24 protein-coding genes and 1 riboswitch are annotated in these 25,144 nt (G+C 72.0%); of the genes, 7 read left to right on the top strand and 17 right to left on the bottom strand.

Features of this window, described 5'->3' with window-relative positions; genetic code table 11:
• Nucleotides 1–35: 35 nt before the first annotated feature.
• From ACFVU3_RS01520 to ACFVU3_RS01475, 10 genes are all read right to left on the bottom strand, one after another.
• The gene (locus ACFVU3_RS01520; protein ID WP_390062692.1) at nucleotides 36–896 is read right to left on the bottom strand and encodes a thioesterase family protein; all 861 of its coding nucleotides are present in this window, start codon (nucleotides 894–896) and stop codon (nucleotides 36–38) included.
• A gap of 23 nt (nucleotides 897–919) precedes the next feature.
• On the bottom strand, nucleotides 920–1,597 hold the full coding sequence (locus ACFVU3_RS01515) for a trimeric intracellular cation channel family protein (RefSeq protein ID WP_189848036.1): 678 nt from the start codon (nucleotides 1,595–1,597) through the stop codon (nucleotides 920–922).
• Between the two features lie 70 nt (nucleotides 1,598–1,667).
• Nucleotides 1,668–2,837 (bottom strand): ABC transporter ATP-binding protein, encoded by a 1,170-nt coding sequence (locus ACFVU3_RS01510; RefSeq protein ID WP_390062690.1) that lies wholly within the window; start codon nucleotides 2,835–2,837, stop codon nucleotides 1,668–1,670.
• Nucleotides 2,834–3,826 carry an ABC transporter ATP-binding protein gene (locus tag ACFVU3_RS01505; RefSeq protein WP_390062688.1) on the bottom strand — a complete coding sequence of 331 codons (993 nt, stop codon included), beginning with the start codon at nucleotides 3,824–3,826 and terminating at the stop codon, nucleotides 2,834–2,836. The genes ACFVU3_RS01510 and ACFVU3_RS01505 overlap by 4 nt, the downstream gene beginning before the upstream one ends.
• Before the next feature lie 2 nt (nucleotides 3,827–3,828).
• On the bottom strand, nucleotides 3,829–4,788 hold the full coding sequence (locus ACFVU3_RS01500; protein WP_390062686.1) for an ABC transporter permease: 960 nt from the start codon (nucleotides 4,786–4,788) through the stop codon (nucleotides 3,829–3,831).
• Nucleotides 4,788–5,783, bottom strand: a complete 996-nt coding sequence (locus ACFVU3_RS01495) for an ABC transporter permease (protein ID WP_390062684.1) — start codon at nucleotides 5,781–5,783, stop codon at nucleotides 4,788–4,790. The genes ACFVU3_RS01500 and ACFVU3_RS01495 overlap by 1 nt, the downstream gene beginning before the upstream one ends.
• Before the next feature lie 92 nt (nucleotides 5,784–5,875).
• Nucleotides 5,876–7,546: an ABC transporter substrate-binding protein gene (locus ACFVU3_RS01490; RefSeq protein WP_390062682.1), complete on the bottom strand. Its 1,671-nt coding sequence runs from the start codon at nucleotides 7,544–7,546 to the stop codon at nucleotides 5,876–5,878.
• 225 nt (nucleotides 7,547–7,771) lie between these two features.
• On the bottom strand, nucleotides 7,772–8,560 hold the full coding sequence (locus ACFVU3_RS01485) for an enhanced serine sensitivity protein SseB C-terminal domain-containing protein (RefSeq protein WP_390062680.1): 789 nt from the start codon (nucleotides 8,558–8,560) through the stop codon (nucleotides 7,772–7,774).
• A gap of 80 nt (nucleotides 8,561–8,640) precedes the next feature.
• Nucleotides 8,641–9,381, bottom strand: a complete 741-nt coding sequence (locus ACFVU3_RS01480; protein ID WP_390062678.1) for an enhanced serine sensitivity protein SseB — start codon at nucleotides 9,379–9,381, stop codon at nucleotides 8,641–8,643.
• A 111-nt stretch (nucleotides 9,382–9,492) separates the two neighbouring features.
• A complete protein-coding gene (locus ACFVU3_RS01475; protein WP_390062676.1) occupies nucleotides 9,493–10,155 on the bottom strand; it encodes an AAA family ATPase in 663 nt (220 codons plus the stop codon).
• Between the two features lie 173 nt (nucleotides 10,156–10,328).
• A riboswitch (glycine riboswitch) is annotated at nucleotides 10,329–10,429 on the top strand.
• 152 nt (nucleotides 10,430–10,581) lie between these two features.
• Between ACFVU3_RS01475 and gcvT the strand changes: the two genes are divergently transcribed.
• The 4 genes from gcvT (at nucleotide 10,582) to ACFVU3_RS01455 (ending at nucleotide 15,002) form a co-directional block, all read left to right on the top strand.
• Nucleotides 10,582–11,697: a glycine cleavage system aminomethyltransferase GcvT gene (gene gcvT / locus ACFVU3_RS01470; protein WP_390062674.1), complete on the top strand. Its 1,116-nt coding sequence runs from the start codon at nucleotides 10,582–10,584 to the stop codon at nucleotides 11,695–11,697.
• A gap of 110 nt (nucleotides 11,698–11,807) precedes the next feature.
• Nucleotides 11,808–12,185: a glycine cleavage system protein GcvH gene (gene gcvH, locus ACFVU3_RS01465; protein ID WP_390062672.1), complete on the top strand. Its 378-nt coding sequence runs from the start codon at nucleotides 11,808–11,810 to the stop codon at nucleotides 12,183–12,185.
• 24 nt (nucleotides 12,186–12,209) lie between these two features.
• A complete protein-coding gene (gene glyA / locus ACFVU3_RS01460) occupies nucleotides 12,210–13,478 on the top strand; it encodes a serine hydroxymethyltransferase (protein WP_390062670.1) in 1,269 nt (422 codons plus the stop codon).
• 153 nt (nucleotides 13,479–13,631) lie between these two features.
• Nucleotides 13,632–15,002 (top strand): L-serine ammonia-lyase, encoded by a 1,371-nt coding sequence (locus ACFVU3_RS01455; protein ID WP_390062668.1) that lies wholly within the window; start codon nucleotides 13,632–13,634, stop codon nucleotides 15,000–15,002.
• Nucleotides 15,003–15,069: 67 nt separating this feature from the next.
• Here ACFVU3_RS01455 and ACFVU3_RS01450 read toward each other — a convergent pair whose 3' ends face one another.
• Entirely contained in the window at nucleotides 15,070–15,309 is a 240-nt protein-coding gene (locus ACFVU3_RS01450; RefSeq protein ID WP_390062666.1) for a hypothetical protein, read from the bottom strand.
• A 184-nt stretch (nucleotides 15,310–15,493) separates the two neighbouring features.
• Here ACFVU3_RS01450 and ACFVU3_RS01445 point away from each other — a divergent pair, with 184 nt between their 5' ends.
• Nucleotides 15,494–16,048 (top strand): hypothetical protein, encoded by a 555-nt coding sequence (locus ACFVU3_RS01445; protein ID WP_390062664.1) that lies wholly within the window; start codon nucleotides 15,494–15,496, stop codon nucleotides 16,046–16,048.
• A gap of 88 nt (nucleotides 16,049–16,136) precedes the next feature.
• Here ACFVU3_RS01445 and ACFVU3_RS01440 read toward each other — a convergent pair whose 3' ends face one another.
• Nucleotides 16,137–16,352, bottom strand: a complete 216-nt coding sequence (locus ACFVU3_RS01440; RefSeq protein WP_015036303.1) for an EF-hand domain-containing protein — start codon at nucleotides 16,350–16,352, stop codon at nucleotides 16,137–16,139.
• A 74-nt stretch (nucleotides 16,353–16,426) separates the two neighbouring features.
• Between ACFVU3_RS01440 and ACFVU3_RS01435 the strand changes: the two genes are divergently transcribed.
• Nucleotides 16,427–17,065 (top strand): GNAT family N-acetyltransferase, encoded by a 639-nt coding sequence (locus ACFVU3_RS01435; protein ID WP_390062661.1) that lies wholly within the window; start codon nucleotides 16,427–16,429, stop codon nucleotides 17,063–17,065.
• Nucleotides 17,066–17,374: 309 nt separating this feature from the next.
• On the opposite strand, the gene ACFVU3_RS01430 is transcribed toward ACFVU3_RS01435, so the two are convergent.
• The 4 genes from ACFVU3_RS01430 to ACFVU3_RS01415 form a co-directional block, all read right to left on the bottom strand.
• Complete coding sequence (locus ACFVU3_RS01430; protein ID WP_390062659.1) at nucleotides 17,375–17,875, bottom strand: ATP-binding protein; 501 nt, start codon at nucleotides 17,873–17,875, stop codon at nucleotides 17,375–17,377.
• Between the two features lie 115 nt (nucleotides 17,876–17,990).
• Entirely contained in the window at nucleotides 17,991–18,758 is a 768-nt protein-coding gene (locus ACFVU3_RS01425) for an enoyl-CoA hydratase/isomerase family protein (protein ID WP_390062657.1), read from the bottom strand.
• 82 nt (nucleotides 18,759–18,840) lie between these two features.
• Nucleotides 18,841–20,085 carry an Ig-like domain-containing protein gene (locus ACFVU3_RS01420; protein ID WP_390062655.1) on the bottom strand — a complete coding sequence of 415 codons (1,245 nt, stop codon included), beginning with the start codon at nucleotides 20,083–20,085 and terminating at the stop codon, nucleotides 18,841–18,843.
• A gap of 193 nt (nucleotides 20,086–20,278) precedes the next feature.
• Nucleotides 20,279–21,496, bottom strand: a complete 1,218-nt coding sequence (locus ACFVU3_RS01415) for an Ig-like domain-containing protein (RefSeq protein WP_390062653.1) — start codon at nucleotides 21,494–21,496, stop codon at nucleotides 20,279–20,281.
• Between the two features lie 187 nt (nucleotides 21,497–21,683).
• Between ACFVU3_RS01415 and glgX the strand changes: the two genes are divergently transcribed.
• Nucleotides 21,684–23,885: a glycogen debranching protein GlgX gene (gene glgX, locus ACFVU3_RS01410; RefSeq protein ID WP_390062651.1), complete on the top strand. Its 2,202-nt coding sequence runs from the start codon at nucleotides 21,684–21,686 to the stop codon at nucleotides 23,883–23,885.
• Between the two features lie 19 nt (nucleotides 23,886–23,904).
• On the opposite strand, the gene ACFVU3_RS01405 is transcribed toward glgX, so the two are convergent.
• Nucleotides 23,905–25,140: a hypothetical protein gene (locus ACFVU3_RS01405; RefSeq protein WP_390062649.1), complete on the bottom strand. Its 1,236-nt coding sequence runs from the start codon at nucleotides 25,138–25,140 to the stop codon at nucleotides 23,905–23,907.
• Nucleotides 25,141–25,144: the final 4 nt, after the last annotated feature.

Here is a 25,144-nt window from a genome sequence, read left to right as displayed (position 1 = left end):
CCGGCCGCGGCCGGACGGGGCGCGTCCGCCGGGGTTCAGCGCGGGGCGCGGGCCAGCTGGCGGGACTGGGCCACGAGGCGGCCGGCGCTGTCCCAGACCTCGGCGTCCTCCTCCAGGAAGCCGCCCGCGAGGTTGCGGGTGGTGATGGAGATCCGCAGCGGGCCGGGGGCGGGACGGCAGCGGACGTGCGTGGTGAGCTCCACGGTCGGGGTCCAGCCCTTGAGGCCCAGCTCGAAGGAGGTCGGCGGGAGGGCGTCGACGGCGAGGAGCAGGGAGAGCGCGTCGGGCTCGCGGCCGTCGGCGAGGCCGAACCAGGCGCGCATCTCGCCCTTGCCGGAGGGGGCGCCGATCGCCCAGCCGACGCAGGCGGGGTCGAGGCGGAGGTCCAGCCGGTCGGTGATGGCGGAGGAGCCGGGGATCGGCGGGGCCGGGCCGTCGGAGGCGCTGAAGCACTGGTCGATCGGGGCGAAGGCGGGCGGGACCGCGCTGGTGCGGACGTCGTCCGTGAGGGCGTCGAGGTCGCCGTAGGAGGCGAGGACGCGGATCCGCTCGACCTCGGTGCCGTCCTCCGCGAACTGGTACAAGGAGGCGGTGCCGGTGGAGAGGGTCCGGCCGGTGCGGACGGTCTCGGTCCGGATGACCGCGGGGCCCGGCACCGACGGCGTGAGGTAGTGCGCCGAGATGGTGAACGGGTCGGGGTGCGGCAGGTGGTCGCCGAGGGCCCGACCGAGCAGGGCGAGGAGGTAGCCGCCGTTGACGGCGTGGATGATCGTCCAGCCGGCCGAGAGCTCGGCGTCGTAGACCCCGGGCTCGCGGAGGGTGACGGCGGTGTCCCGGTCGAACTCGCTGCGCGCCTCCGTCTGCGGGGCGGGGCTCGTCTCGGTGCTCGTGCTCATACGGCCGACGGTACCGCAGGAAACTACTGAGCGGTAGCTTTTTCCGGCTCCTCGCGGGCCGACGAGCGCCGGTTCCAGGCGCGCGGCGCCCGCCAGTGGTAGCGCATCGCGAGCAGCCGCAGGAGGAAGGCGGTGAGCACCGCCGCGCCGCTGGTGTAGGCGTTCAGGACGTCGAAGCGGATGCACAGCACGACCATCGCCGCGCCGACGATCGCCGGCACGGCGTACAGGTCGCGGTCCCAGCGCAGCAGCGAGGGCACCTCGTTGGCGAGGACGTCGCGCAGCACGCCGCCGCCGACGGCGGTGGCGAGGCCGAGCGCCGCCGAGGAGGTGAGGCCGAGCCCGTAGTCGTACGCCTTCGTCGTCCCGGTCACGCAGAAGAGGCCGAGGCCGGCCGCGTCGAAGACGTTCACGGCGGTCTGGGTGCGTTCCACCTCGGGGTGGAGGAAGAAGACCAGGACGGTGGCGACCAGCGGCATGAGGAAGTAGCCGAGGTCGGTGAAGGCGGCCGGGGGCACGGCCCCGATGATCAGGTCGCGGAGGAGACCTCCGCCGAGCGCGGTGACCTCGGCGAGCACGGCCATGCCGAAGACGTCGAAGTTCTTCCGGACGCCGAGGAGGGCGCCGGAGATGGCGAAGACGAAGATGCCGACGAGGTCGAGCGTGTGTTGGACCGACGGGCTGAACAGATCGTGGAGCACCGGCCAATTGTGCCGTGCGTTCGGAAAGGGCCCGGCCGCCACACGGCGGCCGGGCCCTTTCCGGGACCGTCTACTGCTTGCCCTCGACACCCTTCGGAGCGGCGTCGCCCTCGGGGGCGGCGTCCTTCGGGGCCTCGTCCTTGAGAGCCTTGCCCTTCGGGGCCTCGTCCTCGGGAGCGGCGTCCTCGGCCGCCGGTGCGTCCGCCTGGGCCGGGATCACGACGGCGTCGGCCTCGCCCGCCGGGCGGATCGTGCCGTCCTGGATCTCCCGGGTGAAGTGGCAGGCCACCTTGTGGCCGCCGCCCGCGTCCGTGAGCTCCGGGCGCTCCTCGGCGCACTTCGGCTGGGCCCACGGGCAGCGGGTGTGGAAGCGGCAGCCCGCCGGCGGGTTCGCCGGGGAGGGCAGGTCGCCGTGGAGGAGGATCCGCTCGCGCCGCTCCTCGACCTCCGGGTCGGGCACCGGCACGGCCGACATGAGCGCCCGCGTGTACGGGTGCAGCGGCTCCTCGTACAGCGTGTCGCTCGGCGCCTCCTCCACCAGGGAGCCCAGGTACATCACGCCGATGACGTCCGAGATGTGCCGGACGACGGCGAGGTCGTGGGCGATGACCAGGTAGGTCAGGCCCATCGACTCCTGGAGCTCCTCCAGGAGGTTGATGACCTGGGCCTGGATGGAGACGTCGAGCGCGGAGACCGGCTCGTCGCAGATGATGAGGTCGGGCTCCAGGACCAGCGCGCGGGCGATGCCGATGCGCTGGCGCTGGCCGCCGGAGAACTCGTGCGGGTAGCGGGAGAGGGAGTTGGCGGGCAGGCCCACCTTGGCGAGGATCTCCCGGATCCGCTCCCGCCGCTCCTCCTGGTTCGCTCCGATCCCGTGGGCGGCCATGCCCTCGCTGAGGATCGACTCGATGTTCTGGCGCGGGTTGAGGCTGCCCAGCGGGTCCTGGAAGACCATCTGGAGCCGGCGGCGGAAGGAGCGGAGCTCCTTCTCCGGCAGCTTGGCGACGTCGGTGCCGTCGAGGACGACGGAGCCGTCGGTGACGTCCACGAGCCGCAGCACGGCCCGTCCGAGCGTCGTCTTGCCGCAGCCCGACTCGCCGACCAGGCCGTACGTCTGGCCCGCCTCGACCTTGAGCGAGATGCCGTCCACGGCGTAGACGTGGCCGACCGTGCGGTTGAAGAGGATGCCCTTCTTGACGGGGAAGTGGACCTTCACGCCGTCGAGTTCGAGCAGGCTCATGCCGGTACCTCCGTCGTGGCGAGGACCGGGTTCGCGCAGCGGGCGCGGTGGCCGGCCGCGCGCGGTTCGGTCAGTTCGGGCGTGCCGGTGAGGCACTCCATCTCGTACCGGTCGCAGCGGGGGGCGAAGGCGCAGCCGTCGGCCCAGGCGATCTGGTCGTTGATGGACCCGCGGATCGGGTGGAGCGGTTCGCCGCGCGGGGCGTCGAGCCGGGGGATGGAGCCGAGCAGGCCGTGGGTGTACGGGTGCGTCGGGTGGGCGAACAGCTCGCGCCGGGCGGCCGATTCGACGACCTTGCCCGCGTAGAGGACGTTCACCTGGTCGCAGAGGCCGGCGACGACACCCAGGTCGTGGGTGATCATCAGCAGCGCGGTGCCCTCCTGGTCGACCAGTTCCTTGAGGAGTTCGAGGATCTGGGCCTGGATGGTGACGTCGAGCGCGGTGGTCGGCTCGTCGGCGATGAGCAGGCGGGGGGCGCAGGCCACCGCCATGGCGATGAGCGCGCGCTGCCGCATGCCGCCGGAGAGCTGGTGCGGGTACTCCTTGAGCCGCCGGTCCGGGTCGGGGATGCCGACCCGGTCGAGGAGGTGGGCGGCCTCCTTGCGGGCGGCCTCGCCCTTCAGCCCGCGGTGGCGCTGGAGGATCTCGGTGACCTGGACGCCGATGGGGACGACCGGGTTCAGCGAGGACAGCGGGTCCTGGAAGATCATCGCCATCTCGCGTCCGCGCAGGTCGCGCATCTTCGAGGGGGCGAGCGAGAGCAGGTCCGTGCCGTCGAGGTCGGCGCGGCCGCCGAGGGTGACGCCCTTGGCGGGCAGCAGCCCCATGAGGGCGAGCGAGGTCACGGACTTGCCGCAGCCCGACTCGCCGACGAGGCCGACGACCTGGCCCTGGTCGACGCTGAAGGAGACGCCGTTGACCGCCCGGACGTCCTTGCGGCCGCGGCCGCCGAAGGTGACGGTGAGTTCGTCCACGGTGAGCAGTGGCATGGTCAGCCTCGCAGCTTCGGGTCGAGGGCTTCGCGCATGGCCTCGCCGAGCAGGGTGAAGCCGAGGGCGGTGATGATGATGCCGACCGCCGGATACATGGACATCATCGGCTCGTTGTCGAAGAAGCGCTGGGCCTGGGAGAGCATGACGCCCCACTCCGGCACCGCGGGGTCGGGGTTGCCGAGTCCGAGGTAGGAGAGGGCGGCGGCCTCGATGATGGCGGTGGCGAGGCTGAGCGTCGCCTGGACGATCACCGGGCTCAGCGAGTTCGGCAGGATCTGGGTGACGACGATCCGCCGCTTGCGGATGCCGAGCGAGCGGGCGGCGAGCACGTAGTCGCTGCCGCCCTGGGCGAGCATCGAGCCGCGGAGCAGCCGGGCGAAGACCGGGATCTGCACGACGCCGACGGCGATCATCACGGTGGTGAGCGACTGGCCCATCACGGCGGCGACGGAGACGGCGAGGAGCAGCGAGGGCAGCGCCAGCAGGATGTCGGTGACGCGCATGATCACGTCGTCGAGCCGCCGGCCGGCGCGGCCGCCGAGGGTGGCCGCGGCGCCGGAGACGATGCCGACGACGGCGCCGATCAGCAGGCCGATGAGCATGGAGACGACACCGACGAGCAGCGTCTGGCGGGCGCCCACGAGCATCCGGGAGAACATGTCCCGGCCGAGGTGGTCGAGGCCGAACCAGTTCTCGGCGCGCGCGCCGACGAACTCGCCGCGGTTGGAGAAGACCTCGCCGCGCCAGGTCTGGTCGGTGGGCCCGTGGGGGGCGATCCACGGACCGATGACCGCGAGCAGGACGAACCCGGCGATGATCGCGCCGCCGATGATCGCCATCTTGCTGCTGCGCAGCCGGCGCAGCGCCTCGCGCCAGAGGCTGGCGCCGCTGGCGGTCTCGGTCTTCGCCGTGAGCTGGGCGAGCCGGTCGATCTTCGAAGTGGTGGTGATCAGACTCATCAGTGCACCCGCACCCTCGGGTCGATGACGCTGTAGGCGAGGTCGACGAGCATGTTGATCAGCACGTAGATCATGGCGATGAACATGATGAAGCCGACGAGCACCGGATAGTCGCGGGCGTCGATCGCGGTCCGGATGAAGGAGCCGATGCCGCCGAAGGAGAAGACGGACTCGGTGAGCACCGCGCCGGAGAGCAGGCTGCCGGTGAGCAGGCCGACGGCGGTGACGACGGGGAGCAGCGCGTTGCGCAGGACGTGGCGGCCGCGGACGACCCGGCGCTCCAGGCCCTTGGACTCGGCGGTGCGGATGTAGTCCTCGCCGAGGACCTCCAGGACGCTGGCGCGGGTCATGCGGACGATGACCGCGAGCGGGATGGTGGCCAGGGCGATGCCGGGCAGCACCAGGTGCATCAGGGCGTCCCAGGCGGCGTCGAACTCGCCGGTGAGCACGCCGTCGAGGACGGCGAAGCCGGTGACGCTGGTGGCGTCGATGCCGGTGGACTGGCGGCCGAAGGTGCCGAAGATCTCGCCGAAGGCGCCCTTGAGCAGCTGGGCCAGGAAGAAGACCGGGATGCAGATGCCGACCAGGGAGCCGGAGACGGAGGCCACGTCGATCCAGCCGCCGCGCTTGCGGGCGGCGAGGTAGCCGAGCGGGATGCCCACGACGGTGGCGATGAGCATGGCCGCGAGGCTGAGTTCGACCGTGGCCGGGAAGCGCAGCACGAACTCGTCCCAGACGGGCTGTCCGGTCTGCACCGAGGTGCCCAGGTCGAGGTCGAGGAGCCGCTTGAGGAAGCGTCCGTACTGGACGTAGATCGGCTGGTCGAGGCCCAGCGCGCGGTTGATGCGCGCCACATCGGCTTCGGTCGCCCGCTCGCCCAGGATCGCTGAGGCGGGTCCGCCGGGCAGTCGGTTCAGCCAGATGAAGAGCAGAACCGACAGGCCGAGCAGGGTGGGTATGAGCTGGAGAAGTCGTCGTACGACGAGTCGCAACACCCCGCGTGCCCCTTTCTTGCGTGTGGAGGGTGGATGCGCGGACGCCCGGTCACGGGAGGAACGCGTGACCGGGCGGACCGCTTACGGGTGTGTTACTTGAAGGAGACCTCGGCGAAGTTCTCCTGCGTCAGCGGGGAGACCTTCGGCGGGACCACGTTCTTGCCGAACGCGATGGCCGGCGGGGAGGACGTCAGCGGGAGACCCGGCAGGTAGTCCATGATCGCCTCGTTGGCGGCCTTGTAGAGGTCGGTGCGCTTGGTCGGGTCGCCCTGGAGCGAGCCGGCCTTCACCGCGTTGAAGACCTTGTCGTCCTTGAAGCCCCACTGCTTGTCGTACCCGGCGAACCAGGTGCCGATGAAGTTGTAGCCGTCGTTGAAGTCGCCGGTCCAGCCGAGCATGTGCAGCGCGCAGCCGCCCTTCTCGACGGCGTCGACGTAGTCCGGGTTCCACTTCTTCGGCTTCGGGGTGACCTTGATGCCGGCCTTCTCCAGGTCGGCCTTGACCAGCTCGAAGATGTCCTGCGGGGCAGGCATGTACGGGCGGGTGACCTCGGTCGGGTAGCAGAAGTCGACGGAGAGGTTGCTCGCGCCGGCGCCGGCGAGGAGCGACTTGGCCTTGGCGGTGTCGAAGGCGTACTTTTTCACGTTCTCCGAGTAGCCGGCGACCGTGTCGGGCATGAACTGGGTCGCGACCTTGCCGCCCTCGGGCAGCTGGGTCTTGACGATGTTCTCGCGGTCGACGGCGTGCGCGATGGCCTGGCGGACCTCGGGCTTCTTCAGCGCCGGGTTGGCCTCCTGCGTCATACCGAGGTAGAGCAGGTTGAAGACGTCACGGGTCGGGACCTGGAAGCCCGCGCCCTCGAGGGTCTTGATGTCGGCGGGCGCGACCAGGTCGTAGCCGTCGATGTCACCGGCCTGGAGCGCCTGGCGGCGGCCGTCCTCGGTGTCGATCGTGCGGAAGACCAGGTTCTTCACCTTGGCCTTGTCGCCCCAGTAGTCGTCGAAGCGCTCGAGGGCGACTTCCTTGTTGCCCTTGTTCCACTTCGTGATCTTGTACGGGCCGGTGCCGGCGACCGTGCCGGCCTCCTGGCTGTACTTGGGGTACGTGATGGCGTCGCCGGCCTCGGTGACCTGCTGCTTCGCGTACTCCTGGATCGCCTTCGGCGAGTGGATCGCGAGGGCGTTCAGGGAGAAGCCGCCGGGCAGGTTGGCGGAGGGCTCGAAGACCTCGATGACGGCCGTGGCGTCGTCCTTGGCCGTGCAGGACTTGTAGTTCGCCTTGGGCGTCTCCTTGTCCTCGTTGGCCTTGAAGCCGCCCATGATGGTCTGCCAGTAGTACGAGACCGCGCTCGACTGGTAGGTGCCCTTCCAGTTGAACCAGTAGTCGTAGTTGGCGCAGACCGCCTTCGCGTCGAGGGTCTCGCCGTCGTGGAACTTCACGCCCTTGCGGATGTTGAAGGTCCAGACGGTGCCCTCGGGGTTGCTCGACCACTTCTCGGCGAGCCCGCCCACCAGCTTGCTTCCGCCGGGCTCGTGCTCCAGGAGCGCCTCGAACGCCTGGCGGGTGACCCGGAAGGTCTCGCCGTCGCTCGCGAGGGCCGGGTCGAGGGAGGCCGGGTCGCCCGGGGCACCGAACACGAAGGTGTCCTTGGCTCCGGACTTGTTCTCGTCCTTGTCCCGGTCGCTCGCGCAGCCCGTGGCGATGAGGCCGACCGTGAGGGCCGCCGTCAGAGCCCGGGTCGACCGGGAATTGAGTATGCGCATGGGTCCACCCCTGGGTCGCCATGTGTGGTCTTGACCGGCCGAACGCTACTGGCGAGTGACGCGGCAGAGAACAGTCCGCATAGCGGTGATACCAACCTGAGACCCGGACACTCACCAAAACGGTCCGATGCCGGACATCGGCGGCGGGAGCGGTCTCAACTGGACGCAAAACCCCGCCCTGGCAAGCCATTTCGGCCAGGGCGGGGAAAAGTCGCGGGTGCGGCGTCAGCGGTGCTGCGCGGGCGGGTAGCCGTATCCCGGACGGTGGGATCCCGCATGCTGGGACGGAGCGCCGTGGGCGTCGCGGTCGTAGAAGGGCCGGGCGTGGGCCTTCAGCCAGAGCGCGACCGGGTCGTACGCGTCGGAGAGCGCGACCGTCGAGACGGGCAGCCCCTCGGGCACCGAGCCGATCGACTGGCGCATCATCGCCCGCACCTCGTCGACGGCCGCCGCCGAACCGTCGTACAGGTCCAGGCCGATGACCAGGTACGGAGTCCCCAGCGCGGGCTGCACCCAGCCGCGGCGCAGCGAGCGGACGGCCGGCGTCCGGTGCGCGTTCTGGGTGAGCTGGGCATAGAACTGCGGCATCTCCAGGGCGGGTTCGGAGACCCGCAGCGGTCCGGCGGGCATCCGGTCCAGGCCGGTGGCGATCCGGCGCAGATCGGCCCACGGGATGCCGACGCCGCCGCCGGGGGCGTGCGGATTGAGCCAGACGCCCCAGCGCTCGGGGTAGAGGGCGCGGGCGATCTCGCGGCCGGTGACACGCTCGTGGGCGCGGTGCCAGCCGGAGGCGGCCAGTTCGCCGGCGGAGGTGACGCAGGGCGCGTAGCCGTACCCGTCGACCTCCATGTTGCCGTACTGGGCCTCCGGCGAGCCCGCGGAGCCCTGCCAGAGCAGCATGTACAACTCGCCGTCGGCCAGGGCGTGCAGCAGTCCCTCGTACGCGTCGTAGCGTCCGGGCGCCACCTGGCGCAGCATGTGCTCGACCTGTCCGGTCGCGCCTGACGCGCTCACCCTGGGTTCCGCCCCTCTGTCTCGTACGGCTCGGTTCGGTGGTTCGGTCTCGGTCGGTCCAGCTTAGACAGCGCCGGGGGTCATCCGGCGGCGCGCTGGTAGAAGGGACGCACCCGTTCCAGCATCCAGTCGCCGACGGGGTCGGCCGCCATGTCCAGCAGGATGAGGTTGACCGGCCAGGCGACCTCGACGCGGCCGAGGGCCCGGCCGAGGGCGTCCAGCGGCGCGTTGCGGTCGACGCCGTCCCAGCCGGTGAGCTGGACGCCGATGAAGAGCGCCGGTTCGGTGCCCTCGACGCTGGCGAGGGTGCGGCGGGCGGAGGCGACGACGCCGGTGGCGTCGAACTCGGCGGAGGCGGCGGTGAGGAAGTCGACCGGGTCGTCCTGCCAGTCGGGCTCGAAGAGCCGGACGCGGCCGCCGGACGCGGGCCCGTCGAGGGCGGTGCGGCCGGTCCGGCAGAGCTCGGCGACGGCGGGCGGGGGCAGCGGGACGCCGACGGTGCCGCCGGGGTTCACCGCGATGCCGAGCTGCGGGGGCAGGCCGCGGGCGAAGTCACGGGCGGGGGCGACGGTGAAGGACATGTGGTCGCCGACGCAGGCGAGGAACTGCTCCTGCGAGCTGAAGACGGGGACGTAGGCGGCGCCGCCGATCTCCATCGTGGCGAGGTCCAGGTCGGGGCTGTCGGGGCCGCCGCCGTTGGGCAGCGGGACCCAGACCGGGCTGCGGCCGAGCACCTCGATGAGCCGGCCTCCGGCCGCGGGCTCGCCGAGCGCGGCGGCCAGCGCCTCCTCCAGCTCGTTGCCCGGCCACGTCACGTCCACGGTGGTTCCGTCCCCTTCTCGCACGGCCCTGGTCCCGGCCGTCCCGCAGCACCCTAACGCCGCCCCGCCCCGCCTGTGACCAGAACCGGCACCCGGGGGGCGGCGCCGGCCTCAGGAGGTCTCGCGGAAGCCGATGCGGCGCAGCGCGGTGGCGGCGTCCCGGTCGAGGAGGGTGGCGGAGGCGCAGCCTCGGGGCAGCCGGCCCGACTCGACGGCGCCGACGAGCCGGCCGACGGCCCGGCGGTGCCGGGCGAAGGCGTACGCGGACACCCCGCGGCCCCGCTCGCGCTGGCCGTCCCGGGCGGTGTCCGGGTCGACGTCGAGGAGGACCAGGTGGAGGGCGCGGCCGCGGCGGACGGCGGAGCGGGCGAGCCAGCCGCGGACCCAGGACTGGGTACCGCAGTCGTGGACCACGACGCCGGCGCCGGAGCGCAGGGCCCGGTACAGCCCGGCGTAGTGCGCGATCCGGACGAGCGGGCGGTAGAGCGCGTACGGCAGGAGGCGGGGCATCCGGGCCTCCCAGCGCTCCCGGGCGTCCTGCGAGTCGATGCCACGGCCCTCGGCGGCCCGCCGCAGCAGGGTCGACTTGCCGCTGCCGGGCAGGCCGGAGACGACCACGACGTCGCCGGCGGCGAAGGTGAGGGCGCGCGGGCCCCGCCCGCCGCGGTCGCGCAGGTCCCGCACGACGCGCCCGCGCGCGCGGGTCCGGGCGCGCGGCCGCTGGGCCGGTATGGCGGCGTCGGTCGCGAAGACGCCGGTGTGCTGGATCCTCATCGCTGCTCCCCCTGTCGGGTCCCCGGGGGACGTACCGGGAACCTCACGGAGACCCTTGCCCACGAAGTGTAAAGAAACGGTAATCCGAGACAAGCGATTTGCGGCGCCGACACCGCGTGCGATGATGTGCGCGCCAGGCGCGCGCAGCGCCGTACAACCGCATACCGGCCGCTCGAATCCGCGCGGGAGAGTTCCGGACCGGCCTCGGCCGTCCGGGCGCCGAAGGAGCAAGACCCTCCCTTGAATCTCTCAGGCCCCGTACCGCGTGGATGAGGCAGATCTGAAAAGCGGGACACCTGTCGTGTCCCCACCCAAGGTGCAAGCCGGGGATGCCCCCGGTGAACCTCTCAGGTTCCATGACAGATGGGGAGGAACGTCCTTGCCTGTCATGTTTTCCGCCTTCGGGAACCGGGAGCCACGTCCATCATGAGCACCACCCCCCGCCTGACCGCCCTCGATGCCCTGCATCGTTCGCTGGGCGCGACCATGACCGACTTCGCCGGCTGGGACATGCCGCTGCGGTACGGCAGCGAGCGCGACGAGCACAACGCCGTCCGCACCAGGGCCGGCCTCTTCGACCTCTCCCACATGGGCGAGATCACCGTCACCGGCCCGCAGGCGGTCGACCTGCTCGACTTCGCCCTCGTCGGCAACATCTCCACGGTGGGCAACGGCCGCGCCCGGTACACGATGATCTGCCAGGAGGACGGCGGCATCCTCGACGACCTGATCGTCTACCGCCTCGGCGAGACCGAGTACATGGTCGTCGCCAACGCCTCCAACGCGCAGGTCGTCCTGGACGCCCTGGTGACCCGCTCCGGCGGCTTCGACGCCGAGGTCCGCGACGACCGCGACGCGTACGCGCTGATCGCCGTGCAGGGCCCCGAGTCCCCCGGCATCCTCAAGCAGCTCACCGACGCCGACCTGGACGGCCTGAAGTACTACGCGGGCCTGCCCGGCACGGTCGCCGGCGTCCCGGCGCTCATCGCCCGGACCGGCTACACCGGCGAGGACGGCTTCGAGCTCTTCCTGAAGCCGGAGCACGCCGAGGGCGTGTGGACGGCGCTGACCGAGGCGGGCGCGGGCGTCGGCCTGATCCCGTGCGGCCTGTCCTGCCGCGACACGCTGCGCCTGGAGGCGGGCATGCCGCTGTACGGGCACGAGCTGACCACCTCCCTCACCCCCTTCGACGCCGGTCTCGGCCGGGTCGTGAAGTTCGAGAAGCCGGGCGACTTCGTCGGCCGCAAGGCGCTGGAGGCCGCCGCCGAGCGCGCCGAGACCGCCCCGCCGCGCAAGCTGGTCGGCCTGATCGCCGAGGGCCGCCGCGTCCCGCGCGCCGGCATGGCCGTCGTCGCCGGCGGCGAGGTCGTCGGCGAGATCACCTCCGGCGCCCCCTCCCCGACGCTCGGCGAGCCGATCGCGATGGCGTACGTCGACGCGGCGCACGCGGTCCCCGGCGCCGAGGGTGTAGGGGTGGACATCCGCGGCACCCACGAGCCGTACCGGGTCGTGGCGCTGCCGTTCTACAAGCGCCAGAAGTAGGCGCCCGTCCGTCCGGGCCCGCTCCGGACGTGACGCATTCGTCTCAGGACACGTCTCACCCCGCAAGACCCACGTACATCCGCACTCCCCCGATCCAGGAGAATCAGGCCATGAGCAACCCCCAGCAGCTTCGCTACAGCAAGGAGCACGAGTGGCTGTCGGCCGTCGAGGACGGCGTCGCCACGGTCGGCATCACGGAGCACGCGGCCAACGCCCTCGGTGACGTCGTCTACGTGCAGCTCCCCGAGGTCGGCGCGACCGTGACCGCGGGCGAGTCCTGTGGCGAGCTGGAGTCGACCAAGTCCGTCAGCGACCTCTACGCCCCGGTGACGGGCGAGATCGTCGAGGCCAACCAGGACGTCGTCGACGACCCCTCGCTGGTGAACTCCGCCCCCTTCGAGGGCGGCTGGCTGTTCAAGGTGCGCATCACGGGCGAGCCGGACGACCTGCTCACCGCCGACGAGTACACCGCCTTCACCGCAGGCTGACCGAGACCCCCTAGGGATCGCTTCATGTCGCTTCTGAACACTCCCCTCCACGAGCTGGACCCGGACGTCGCCGCCGCCGTCGACGCCGAGCTCCGCCGCCAGCAGTCCACCCTCGAGATGATCGCGTCGGAGAACTTCGCTCCGGTCGCCGTCATGGAGGCCCAGGGCTCCGTCCTCACCAACAAGTACGCCGAGGGCTACCCGGGCCGCCGCTACTACGGCGGCTGCGAGCACGTCGACGTGGCCGAGCAGATCGCGATCGACCGGATCAAGGACCTGTTCGGCGCCGAGTACGCCAACGTGCAGCCGCACTCCGGCGCCTCCGCCAACCAGGCCGCGCTCTTCGCGATCGCCCAGCCGGGCGACACGATCCTCGGTCTCGACCTGGCGCACGGCGGCCACCTCACCCACGGCATGCGCCTGAACTTCTCGGGCAAGCAGTTCAACGTGGTCGCGTACCACGTGGACGAGGCCGGCCTGGTGGACATGGCCGAGGTCGAGCGCCTGGCCAAGGAGCACCGCCCGAAGGTGATCATCGCCGGCTGGTCGGCGTACCCGCGCCAGCTGGACTTCGCGGAGTTCCGCCGGATCGCCGACGAGGTCGAGGCGTACCTGTGGGTCGACATGGCCCACTTCGCGGGTCTGGTCGCGGCCGGTCTGCACCCGAACCCGGTCGAGTACGCGGACGTGGTGACCTCCACCACGCACAAGACGCTCGGCGGCCCGCGCGGCGGCATCATCCTGGCGAAGAAGGCGTTCGCCAAGAAGCTGAACTCCTCGGTCTTCCCCGGTTTCCAGGGCGGCCCGCTGGAGCACGTGATCGCGGCCAAGGCCGTCTCCTTCAAGGTCGCGGCCTCGGAGGAGTTCAAGGAGCGCCAGCAGCGCACCCTGGACGGCGCCCGCATCCTGGCCGAGCGCCTGGTCCGGGACGACGTCACCGAGCACGGCGTCTCGGTCCTCTCCGGCGGCACGGACGTGCACCTGGTCCTGGTGGACCTGCGGAACTCCGAGCTCGACGGCCAGCAGGCCGAGGACCGTCTCCACGAGGTCGGCATCACGGTCAACCGGAACGCCGTTCCGAACGACCCGCGCCCGCCGATGGTCACCTCCGGTCTGCGCATCGGCACGCCGGCCCTCGCCACCCGCGGCTTCACGGCCGAGGACTTCACCGAGGTCGCCGACGTCATCGCCGAGACGCTGAAGCCGGGCTTCGACGCGGACAAGGCCGAGGCGCTGAAGGCCCGCGTGACCGCGCTGGCCGACAAGCACCCGCTGTACCCCGGCCTGAAGTAATTTCGTACGCTTTCGTTCCTGGGTCCGTCCCAGCGAGAGTTCCGGGGCACCGCGCACACTGGACAGTGAGCGCGGTGCCCCGCCCCATGTCTTCCACGCTTTTCTGCTCCACCCCGGCAGACAACGGCGTCTAGCCCCACAAGGAGTCCTCCCGTGGCCATCTCGGTCTTCGATCTGTTCTCGATCGGCATCGGTCCGTCGAGCTCCCACACGGTGGGCCCCATGCGGGCGGCCCGGATGTTCGCCCGCCGGCTGAAGAACGAGGGGCTGCTCGCCTCCACGGCGACGGTCCGGGCGGAGCTGTACGGCTCGCTCGGCGCGACCGGCCACGGCCACGGCACCCCGAAGGCGGTCCTCCTCGGCCTGGAGGGGAACTCGCCCCGCACGGTCGACGTGGAGAACGCCGACGAGGAGTTCGAGCGGATCAAGGCGAGCGGGCGGATCAACCTGCTCGGCGCCCACGAGATCCCGTTCGACTTCGACGCGGACCTGGTCCTGCACCGGCGCAAGGCGCTCCCGTACCACGCCAACGGCATGACGGTCTTCGCGTACGACGCCGAGGGCGCGCTCGTCCTGGAGAAGACGTACTACTCCGTGGGCGGCGGTTTCGTCGTGGACGAGGACGCGGTGGCCGGCGAGAGCCCGATCATCCCGGACGACACCGTCCTGAAGTACCCCTTCCGCACCGGTGACGAGCTGCTGCGCCTCGCCAAGGAGACCGGCCTGTCGATCTCCTCGCTGATGCTGGAGAACGAGAAGGCGTGGCGCACCGAGGACGAGATCCGCGCCGGCCTGCTGGAGATCTGGCGGGTCATGCAGGCGTGCGTCTCGCGCGGCATGGCCCGCGAGGGCATCCTGCCGGGCGGCCTGAAGGTCCGCCGCCGCGCCTCGACCCTGGCCCGCAAGCTGCGCTCCGAGGGCGACCCGGCGATGCACGCGATGGAGTGGATCACCCTCTACGCGATGGCGGTGAACGAGGAGAACGCGGCCGGCGGCCGGGTGGTCACCGCCCCGACGAACGGCGCGGCCGGCATCATCCCCGCCGTCCTGCACTACTACATGAACTTCGTGCCGGGCGCGGACGAGGACGGCATCGTGCGCTTCCTGCTCGCGGCGGGCGCGGTCGGCATGCTCTTCAAGGAGAACGCCTCGATCTCCGGCGCCGAGGTCGGCTGCCAGGGCGAGGTCGGCTCGGCCTGCTCGATGGCGGCGGGCGCCCTCGCCGAGGTCCTGGGCGGCTCCCCCGAGCAGGTGGAGAACGCGGCCGAGATCGGCATGGAGCACAACCTGGGCCTGACCTGCGACCCGGTCGGCGGCCTGGTCCAGATCCCGTGCATCGAGCGGAACGGCATGGCGGCGGTCAAGGCCGTCACGGCGGCGAAGATGTCCATGCGCGGCGACGGCAGCCACCTGGTCTCCCTCGACAAGGTCATCAAGACCATGAAGGAGACCGGCGCCGACATGAGCGTCAAGTACAAGGAGACCGCGCGCGGCGGCCTCGCGGTGAACATCATCGAGTGCTGAGCACGCCCGCGCGTACGTGACGAACGGCCGGTCCCGCCCCCACGGGACCGGCCGTTTCCCGTTCGGGTCAGTAGCGGACCCAGAGGACGATGACGTCCGGGCGGGTGGAGGTGAAGGGCTCGCAGAGGAAGATCTTGCCCCAGATCCACTCGCCGGCCCGGCCGGCGGCCTGGCACTCGGCGTACGAGGAGTGGTGGCTGCGGGCGTAGAAGCCGGGGCCGGCGGCCTCGGCGGTGCCGGCCGTGCCGAGGGCGAGGGCTCCGGCGGTGGCCGCGGTGGCGAGGGCGGCTGCGACGCGACGGTACATGGCATGTCCTCCTGAAATGAACGATGCGATGCGGTGCGGGATGGTGCCGTACGGTTCGTGCCGGCTGCGCAGCCGGGACGAAACGTATCGGCGGACCCTCGCCCGGGCAATAGGTCTAGGCCAATCATCGGACGGATGTCCGGATTCCCCGGTCGCGGCCGGTTTCCGTCGCTAGGGTCCGATCATGACCATGACCACTGATGCCGCGTGTCTCGCCCTCACCCGCACCCTGCGCCGCCGGGGGATCGTCGTGCTCTCCGTCTTCGGGGCGGTGTGGGCGCTCGCGGGCGGATCGGGGCTGCCCGCGCCGGGGCTCCTCGTCGCCGGGGTGCTCGCGGCGCTGCTGACGGCCGGGACGCTGGCCGCCGGCTTCCGGGGGACGGCCCGCGAGGTGACCCGCCCGGTGCGGCTGCCGGAGCGGTGGAACCGCGGGGTCGGCGTGGTGAACGCGGGCGAGGCGGCCGCGATCGTCGGTGTCGTCGCGGTCTCGAACGCGACCGGACACCAGGAGTGGATCCCGGTCGGCATCTGCTTCGCCGTCGGTCTCCACTTCTTCCCGCTGGCCCGCCTCTACGACCAGCGTCAGTACGGGTGGCTCGCGGTGGCCCTGACGGCCCTCGGAGCGATCGGGGGCGGCCTGGCGGCCGGCGGGCTCACGGCGGAGGCCGTACGGGCCTGCGTGGGCCTTCCCGCGGCCCTGGCGCTGTGGGGCACCGCCCTGCTGGTGGCGCGGGACTGAGCGCCGGAGGCTCCACCCGGGCCCGGGACCGGCGGCGGCTCAGGGTGAACGCCGCCCGGTCCCGGCCCCGGAGCGGGTCAGGCCCGGGTCACGCCTTGCTGAGGTGGGACCAGAACTCGTCCCACGACAGGCGGCCGTCGCCGTTGTCGTCGCGCTGCTTGATGAGGGCCTCGGCCACCGTCTCGGTGACGTTGAAGTCACCCAGCTGGGCCATGACGCTCTTGTACTCCGCGGCGGTGATGAAGCCGTCCCCGTCCACGTCGTACCGGTTGAATGCCGTGCGTGCCGACTCGATGTCCGCCACTGCTTCCGCCCCTTCTCGGTGCTGTTCTGACGGGGGTCAGATTAGCTGGCCGAGCGGTGCCCGATGATGGCGGTATGAGCAGTGACGTGACACGGATCCTGGAGGCGGCGGCGCGCGGGGAGTTCCCCGCCATGGACGGCGGGACGACGGTGGTGCCGCAGCCGGACCGGCGGGACGCCGGGGTCCTGGCCTTCACGGCGCACTCGGTGGTCTTCGCGGACGTCGATCCCCAGTGGGTGCGGGCGGAGCTGGCCGCGACGGGGAGCGACCCGCTCGCGGCGAGCATGAACCCCGGCTTCCTGGTGCGGCTGATGACCGAGACGGGCCGGCGGATGAACACGGTCGACCTGCTGACGGTCGCCGACGCCCTGCCGGGCCCGCCGCCGGTGGAGCTGCGGGAGATCGAGGACCCGGAGCACCCGCGGGTGGCGCGGGCGCTGAAGTACCGGGACGAGGTAAGGGTGTGGGCGGCGGAAGGCGGGGTGCTGATCCTGGGGCGCGGAGTGGCCGGGCGCATGGAGGCGGCGATCGAGGTGGACGAGGAGGTGCGCCACCGCGGTCTGGGCCGGGCGCTGGCGACGGCTGCCCGCCATCTGACGCCGGACGGCGTGGTGTGGGCGCAGCAGTCGCCGGGGAACGCGCGGAGCGTGCGGACCTTCCAGGCGGCGGGTTACCGGCCGGTGGCCTCGGAGGCGCTGCTGACCGCCCTCTGAGGCCGCGCAGTGCTGTCCACTATGTGGATGATCGAGGGAAACAATCGATGAACCGCATAGCCATTCACAGTTTGCAAGGCGGGTGCTGCACGTCACCAACGATTCACAGTTAAAACGTGCAGGTATGTCCGTATTGATAACGATGTGGGCGCTTGGCGGTGTGGCCCGCCGTCTGTCATAGTCGAGGCAACGACTCCCATTGACCCGGGCCAGGTCGTCCAAGCGGCCGTGGATACACCCCCCCGTCCACGGCGCATCACACGGAAGCCCCCAGCAGCCCCACCACGGCGCACGGGGGCTTCCGTGCGTTCAGCGGTCGGTGACCCGCATCTCGAACCAGGTCGTCTTGCCGCGCGGCCCGAGGTCCACGCCCCACCGGTCGGAGAGCTTGTCGACGAGGAAGAGGCCCCGGCCGCTGACGTCGAGCTCGCCCACCGGCATCAGACAGGGCAGTCCGCGCGAGGGGTCGCGCACCTCGATCCGGATCCGGCCGGGACGCCGCTGGGCGCGCAGCGCGAAGACCCGCGCGCCGGTGTGCCGGACCGCGTTGCCGACCAGCTCGGAGACGAGCAGGACCGCGTGCTCGGCGAGGGTCGGGCCGAGCGCCCACTGGCGGAGCACCACGTACTGGGTCATCCGGCGGGCGATCCGGGCCGACTCCGGCTGCGACGGCAGACGGACGTCGGCCTCCGCCGGATTGCCGTACCGGTCCATCGCCGCGAGGGCCTCTTCGTCCTCCGGGGTCGGTGCCCACCGTGCGGCGGGCACACTGCCCTGCCGTGGTTGTTCCCTGCTCTCCAGGCCCGCCATGCCCCCCATCATGGCCGCCGGAGACGGCCCGCGGGGGCCGTTCCGGTGGAATGGCCCCCGCGGGACGACGCGCCGCCGTGACGGTCCGTCGGACGACGGCCCGCCCGGCGGGCGATCAGGCGAACGTGGCCTTGCCCGGGCCCTCCTCGACGAAGCTGCGCATGCCGGTCTCCCGGTCCGCGGTCGCGAACAGCGCCGAGAACCAGGTGCGTTCGAGGGCGAGACCGGTGTCGATGTCGGCCTCCAGACCCTGGTCGATCGCCTCCTTGGCAGCGCGCAGCGCCACCGCCGGGCCCTGGGCCAGCTTCGCGGCCCAGGCGTGCGCCTGCTCGTACACCTCGGCCGCCGGGACGACCCGGTCGACCAGGCCGAGCGCGAGCGCCTCGTCGGCGCGCACCATCCGGCCGGTGAAGATGAGGTCCTTGGCGCGCGAGGGGCCGACCAGACGGGAGAGCCGCTGGGTGCCGCCGGCGCCGGGGATCAGGCCGAGCAGGATCTCGGGCTGGCCCAGCTTCGCGTTCTCGCCGGCGATCCGGTAGTCGGCGCAGAGGGCGAGCTCGCAGCCGCCGCCGAGGGCGTAGCCGGTGATCGCGGCGACGACCGGCTTGGGGATGCGGGCGACGGCGGTGAAGGAGTCCTGGAGCGCGCGCGACCGCTCGACCATGGCCACGTGGTCCATGGCCTGCATCTCCTTGATGTCCGCGCCGGCCGCGAAGACCTTCTCGCCGCCGTAGAGGACGACGGCCCGCACGTCGTCGCGGTCGGTGGCCTCCTGGGCCAGCTCGCGCAGCCGGTCCTGGGTGGCGATGTCCAGGGCGTTCATCGGCGGGCGGTCGAGGCGGATCGTGCCGACGCCGTCGGCGACTTCGAGGTTCACAGTCATGGGACAGAGGTTAGTGCGCGTTAACGAGGACGGGCCCGGTGCCGTTGCTCACAGCACCGGGCCCGTCCAGGGCGGAGGGGACCTAGGCGATCCACTCCGACCAGGACATGTTCCAGCCGTTCAGGCCGTTCTCCGGCTTGATCTGCTTGTCCTTCGAGTTCTTCACGACGACGACGTCGCCGATGATCGAGCGGTCGAAGAACCAGGCGGCCGGGGTGGAGCTGTCGCCCGCGCCGCGGGCGTCCGAGAGGCCGACGCAGCCGTGGCTGACGTTCTGGGAGCCGAAGGTGGACTTCGGGGCCCAGTAGTTGCCGTGCACGAAGGTGCCGGAGGTCGACAGGCGCATGGCGTGCGGCACGTCCTTGATGTCGTACTCGCCGCCGAAGCCCACGGTGGCCCCGTTCATGCGGGTCACCTTGTACTTCTCGCTGATGACCATCTGGCCGTTGTACGTGGTCGTGGAGGGCGCGCCCGCGGTGATCGGCAGGGTCTTGATGATCTGCCCGTCGCGCTCGACCTTCATGGTCTTGGCGCTCGCGTCGACCGTGGAGACCTGACGGCGGCCGATGGTGAAGGAGTACGTCTTCTTCTGCTTGCCGTAGACGCCCGGGCGGCCCTCGACGCCGTCCAGGTTGAGCTCCACCGTGACCTTCGTCCCGGCCTTCCAGTACTCCTCGGGACGGAAGTCGAGGCGGTCGTTGCCGAACCAGTGGCCCTCGATCTCGACGGCCGGCTCGGCCGTCACCTTGATGGCCTTCTCCACGGCCTCGGGGTCGGTGATGCCCCGGGTGAAGTTGATGGAGACCGGCATGCCGACGCCGACGGTCGTGTCGGCCTCCGGCGTGTAGTGGCCGATGAAGGTGTTCTTCGGGACCAGGGTCGTGAAGGTGATGTCCTTCGCCGACTCGCGGCCCTCGGCGTCCTTGGCGATCGCGTGGACCTTGTACTGGGTGCCGCCCGACAGGTGCGCCAGCGGCTCCCAGCTCGCGCCGTCCGCCGAGATCTTCCCCTCGACCGCGCCGCCCTTGGAGTCGGCGACCGTCACGGTCGTCAGCTTGCCCTGGTCGGCGGTGACCTTGAGGGCCCCGCTGGTGGCGACCGAGTCGGCGCCGTCCTTCGGCAGGATGGTCACGACCGCCTGGGAGGCGGCGTTGTCGGGGGCGCTGGTCCCCTGCCCCGTCCCCTTCGCGCCGGTCCCGCCGCCGGTGCCGGCCGGGTCCTCGCCGCCGCAGGCGGTCAGGACAAGCAGCAGCGCCCCCGTCGCCAGGGCCCCGAGGCGTACGCTCCGCCGCCGCGCCGACGTCCCCGATATCGGCTGCCCGTTCACTATGGTCTTCTCCCCTCGCACGACCCGGTGACTGACCGGGCCCCACCCCCTGTGCGCACGTCCCGCGCACGGCGCTAGATAATCACACCGGAAGACACGAAAGTTCCACGTGAATGTCACCGTTCAGTCCCAGTTGGGACGGGCCTGACGTGCAAGGGGGCGGAGGAGCGACCGGCCGCGGGCCGGGCCGGGGTCAGCGGAGCGCGGAACCCGCCGTCCAGCTCTCCCAGTCCAGGTTCCAGCCGCCGAGACCGTTGTCCGGGGCGACCTTCCGGTCCTGGGAGTTGACCACCTCGACGACGTCGCCGATCAGGCTCCGGTCGTAGAACCAGCCCGCCGGGGTGTCGGAGCCGCCGCCCTTCACGTCCCGCAGCCCCACGCAGCCGTGGCTGACGTTGGCCGAGCCGAAGGTGGACGCGTCGGCCCAGTAGTTGCCGTGGATGAAGGTGCCCGACTCGGTGAGCCGCATGGCGTGCGGCACGTCCTTGATGTCGTACTCCCCGCCGAAGCCGACCGTGGCGCCGTTCATCCGGGTCACGTCGTACAGCTCCGTCACCACCATCTTCCCGTTGTACGTGGTGGTCTTCGGCGCCCCGGCCGTGATCGGCAGGGTGGCGAGGACCCGCCCGTCCCGCCGCACCTCCATGGTGTGGGCGGCGGCGTCGACCAGGGAGACCTGCGAGCGGCCGACCGTGAAGCCGACCTTCTTGCGCTGGATGCCGTAGACGCCGGGGGCGCCCTCGACGTCCCGGAGCCCCAGCTCGACCGTCACCTCCGTGCCGGCCGGCCAGTACGCGGCGGGGCGGAAGTCGAGCCGCTCCTTGCCGAACCAGTGGCCGACGACCTCCACCGGCGGATCGGAGGTGATCCGGATGGCCCGCTCCACCTCGGCCCGGTTCTCGATCGGGCGGCTGAAGCCGAAGGAGACGATCATCCCGGCGCCCACAGTGGAACGGTTCTCCGGCGTGAAGTAGCCGATGAACCGGCTCTCCGGCACCACCGTGGTGAAGGTGGTGTGCCGGGCCGAGCGGCGCCCGTGCGCGTCGAGCGCCACCGCGTCCACGCTGTACTTCGCGGCGAGCGCGAGCCGGGTGCCGCCGGCGGGCCGCCAGCGCAGCCCGTCGGCGGAGAGCGCACCCCGGACGGCCGAACGGCGCCCGTCCGCCACCTGGGTCACGTTCACCCGTTCGAGCCGCCCGCTGTCCACCCGCACCTCCAGCGGACCGTCCGCGGGCACCGCCCTGCTGCCGTCCTCCGGACTGACCCGGATCACGTCGCCGGGAGCCCGCGCCTTGCCCGGAAGCCCCAGGCCGACCCCTCCTTCCCCGTCCGATCCGGTGCAGCCGGCGAGACCCACGAGGAGCCCCGCGACCGCGAGGAGATGTCCGGCCCGTTCCCATACACGTGTCACGCGTGGCCCAACGACGACCCCCCTCCAGGGGAAACGTGCGCGCGGGCCATGTTGCGGGGACGGCGGTGCGGGCAGAACAGGGAGGACGACCGGGAGTACACGAGGGTGCGGGAGGACGCGCGGGGCCGGGGCCGGGACGCCCCGCTCCCGGCACGCGGGCCCGCCGGAGCCGCGGGAGGCCAGGGCGGTGTCGAGCACAGCCGAACAGCAGGCGGTTCCGGAGCATGCCCCGGAACGGACCGCGCCCCCGGTGTGGCCGGGGGCACCCACTCCCCTCGGGGCCCGCTGCCGGGTCGGGCCGGACGGGACCCGGGGCACCAACTTCGCCCTCTGGGCGGGCGGCGCCGAGGCGGTGGAACTCTGCCTCTTCGCGCCGGACGGCACCGAGACCCGGCTGCCGCTGACCGAACTCACCCACGAGATCTGGCACGGCTTCGTGCCCGGCGTCGGCCCGGGGCAGCGGTACGGCTACCGGGTGCACGGCCGCTGGGACCCGTGGACGGGCGCCCGCTGGAACCCGGCGAAGCTCCTCCTCGACCCGTACGCCCGGGCCGTGGACGGCGAGTTCACGCTGCCGCCCGAGGTGTACGGGCACGTGCGGGACTGGCCGCAGCAGCACGTCGCCGACACCGTCCGCGACGAGCGGGACTCCGCGCCGCACGTCCCCAAGGGAGTCGTCGTCCTGGACGACGACGACTGGTCCGACGACCGCAGGCCCAAGACGCCCTGGCAGGACTCCGTCATCTACGAGGTGCACGTCAAGGGCTTCACCGCCCGGCACCCCGGCATCCCCGAGCACCTGCGCGGCACCTACGCGGGGCTCGCCCACCCGGCCGCGGTCGACCACCTCGTCCGGCTCGGGGTGACGGCGGTCGAACTGCTCCCGGTCCACCAGTTCGCCCACGAGGACCACCTGCTGCGCCGCGGCCTCACCAACTACTGGGGCTACAACTCGATCGGCTACTTCGCCCCGCACGCCGGCTACTCCTCCTCCGGCACCGCCGGACAGCAGGTCGGCGAGTTCAAGCGGATGGTCAGGGCCCTGCACGCCGCCGGCATCGAGGTCATCCTCGACGTCGTCTACAACCACACCGCCGAGGCGGGCGAACTCGGCCCGACGCTCTCCCTGAAGGGCATCGACAACCGCGGCTACTACCGGCTCCAGTCCGACGCCCGCCGGTACGCCGACTACACCGGCTGCGGCAACACCCTCCACGTCGTGCAGCCCCAGGTGCTCCGGCTCATCACCGACTCGCTGCGGTACTGGGTCACGGAGATGGGCGTCGACGGCTTCCGCTTCGACCTCGCGGCCGCGCTGGCCCGGTCCATGCACGACGTCGACATGCTCTCCCCGTTCCTCGCCGTCATCGCCCAGGACCCGGTGCTGCGCCGGGTGAAGCTCATCGCCGAACCGTGGGACGTCGGCAACGGCGGCTACCAGGTCGGCGCCTTCCCGCCCCTGTGGACCGAGTGGAACGACCGCTACCGGGACGCCGTACGGGACTTCTGGCGCGGTGCCCTGCCCGACGTCCGCGACCTCGGCTACCGGCTCTCCGGCTCCAGCGACCTCTACGCCTGGGGCGGCCGGCGGCCCTACGCCTCCGTCAACTTCGTCACCGCCCACGACGGCTTCACCCTGCGCGACCTCGTCACCTACGAGCGCAAGCACAACGAGGCCAACGGCGAGGGCAACCGGGACGGCACCCACGACAACCGCTCCTGGAACTGCGGCGCCGAGGGCGAGACCGACGACCCGGAGATCGGCGCGCTCCGGCTCCGCCAGCTCCGCAACCTGCTCACCACGCTGCTGCTCTCCACCGGCGTGCCGATGCTCGTCGCCGGCGACGAGATGGGCCGCACCCAGGGCGGCAACAACAACGCGTACTGCCAGGACAACGAGACCGGCTGGCTCGACTGGTCGCTGCCCGACGACCCCGGCCGCGCCCAGCTCCTCGCCCTGACCAGACGGCTGCTGGCCCTGCGCCACCACCACCCGGTGCTGCGCCGCCGCGCCTTCTTCTCCGGCCGGCCGCAGGGCGCGGACGGGCTGCGGGACCTCGCCTGGTTCGGACCCGACGGCACCGAGATGACCGAGCGCGACTGGTACGCGCCCTCCGCCACGCTCGCCCTCTACCTGTCGGGCCGCGACATACCGGGCCGGGACGAGCGCGGCGAACAGGTCCTCGACGACAGCTTCCTCGCCGTGCTGCACGCGGGCCCGGCCCCGCTGGACTTCCGGCTCCCCGGGGCGCCGTGGGCCCGGACGTACGAGCGGGTCCTGGACACCGCCCTCGACGACCAGACCGCGCCCCCGGGCACGCTCCACCCGGGCGGGGCGGTGCTGGAGGTGGGGGCGCGGTCGGTGGTGCTGCTGCGGGTGGCGGAATGAGACCGCCGCCCGCGCGGGGTCAGCGGAGGGTGACGTAGCAGGTGAAGTCACCGGAGACGGAGGCGTCGGGGCCGGTGTACGCGTAGCTGGAGGTCTCCTCACCGGCGACCATGTACGTGCCGGCCGGGCGGGCTCCCTCCGTCCACGCGGCCGGCACGGTGTCGAAGTCCTCGCCGCACCGCTCGGCCGCGAGCGCGCGCCCGCGACCCACCGGGTCCTCGCCCCGCACGGTCTCCTCGACCTTGTGACGGCCGAAGACCCGGACGTCGGCGCCCTTCCCGCAGGGCACCGGGCGGACCCGGTCGACGGTGCCGAGACCCGTGTCGGTCGAGCCGCAGGCACCGGGCTTCAGACCGCCCAGGGCCGCCGTGGCCCGCTCGGCGTCCTCGACCCGCTCCCCCGCCGGGATGCCGGGAACGGTCTGCTCGCCGTACCCGGTCAGCGTGTACGCGGCGCGCAGCGAGGTGACGCCGGGAAGGTACCCCTTCGCGCGCAGCTCGCGCAGGAGCGGCCCGTAGTCGGCCTCGGCGCTCAGCAGCCGGCCGTCCGCGTCGAGTACCACCGTCATGGGGACGTCGTCCGCCGTCCCCTTGACGAGGGCGAACCCGAGGTCGGCCGGCAGGATCACGTCGGCGGCCCGGGAGTGGACGTCGAGCCGGTACGTCCGCCGGCCGTCCGCGCCGGTCGCCGGCGCACGCTCCGGATCGACCTCCCGGACCACCTCGGCGAGAGTGCCGCCCCAGGGCGCCGCCTCCCCCGCGTACGACAGGACCGGGCGGGCCTCGTCGGTGAACCCCTGCGAGGCGGATGCCTCGTAGCGCAGCCAGGTACCGGCGGCCGTGCGGTAGCTGACGTCGTTCCCGTCGACGGCGAACGCCTGCCGGGCTCGCGCGCCGCTCTCCAGGCCGAGCTGGACGGCCGACTCCGCCGGGAAGCCGCGCGGCACCGTGTACGACCGCTCCACGCGGGCGGTGTCCGCGGCGTAGTCGAGGACACCGGCGGTCGTCTCCACGGCGGTACCGGCGGCGGAGCCGTAGGAGAGCGTGGAGGTGAAGCGGGCGGAGCCGGTCGCCGCTGTGGCCCGGGTGGCGGCGCTCAGCTGGTCGGCGAGCCGCTCCGCGAACACCGGCTTCCCGGTGGGCGAGGGGGCCTTCGCGGCCGGCTCCTCCCCGCCGGACGCCTGGCAGCCGACGGCGGCGGCGAGCAGCGGCAGCAGGGCGACGACCGTCGCCGCCGTTCTCCTACGGGACTTCATGCGT

This window comes from Streptomyces sp. NPDC058052 (genome assembly GCF_042885515.1).
Taxonomy (GTDB): Bacteria; Actinomycetota; Actinomycetes; order Streptomycetales; family Streptomycetaceae; genus Streptomyces.
Note: the sequence above shows the minus strand (reverse complement) of the source record. Positions and strands in the feature narration are given on the sequence as shown.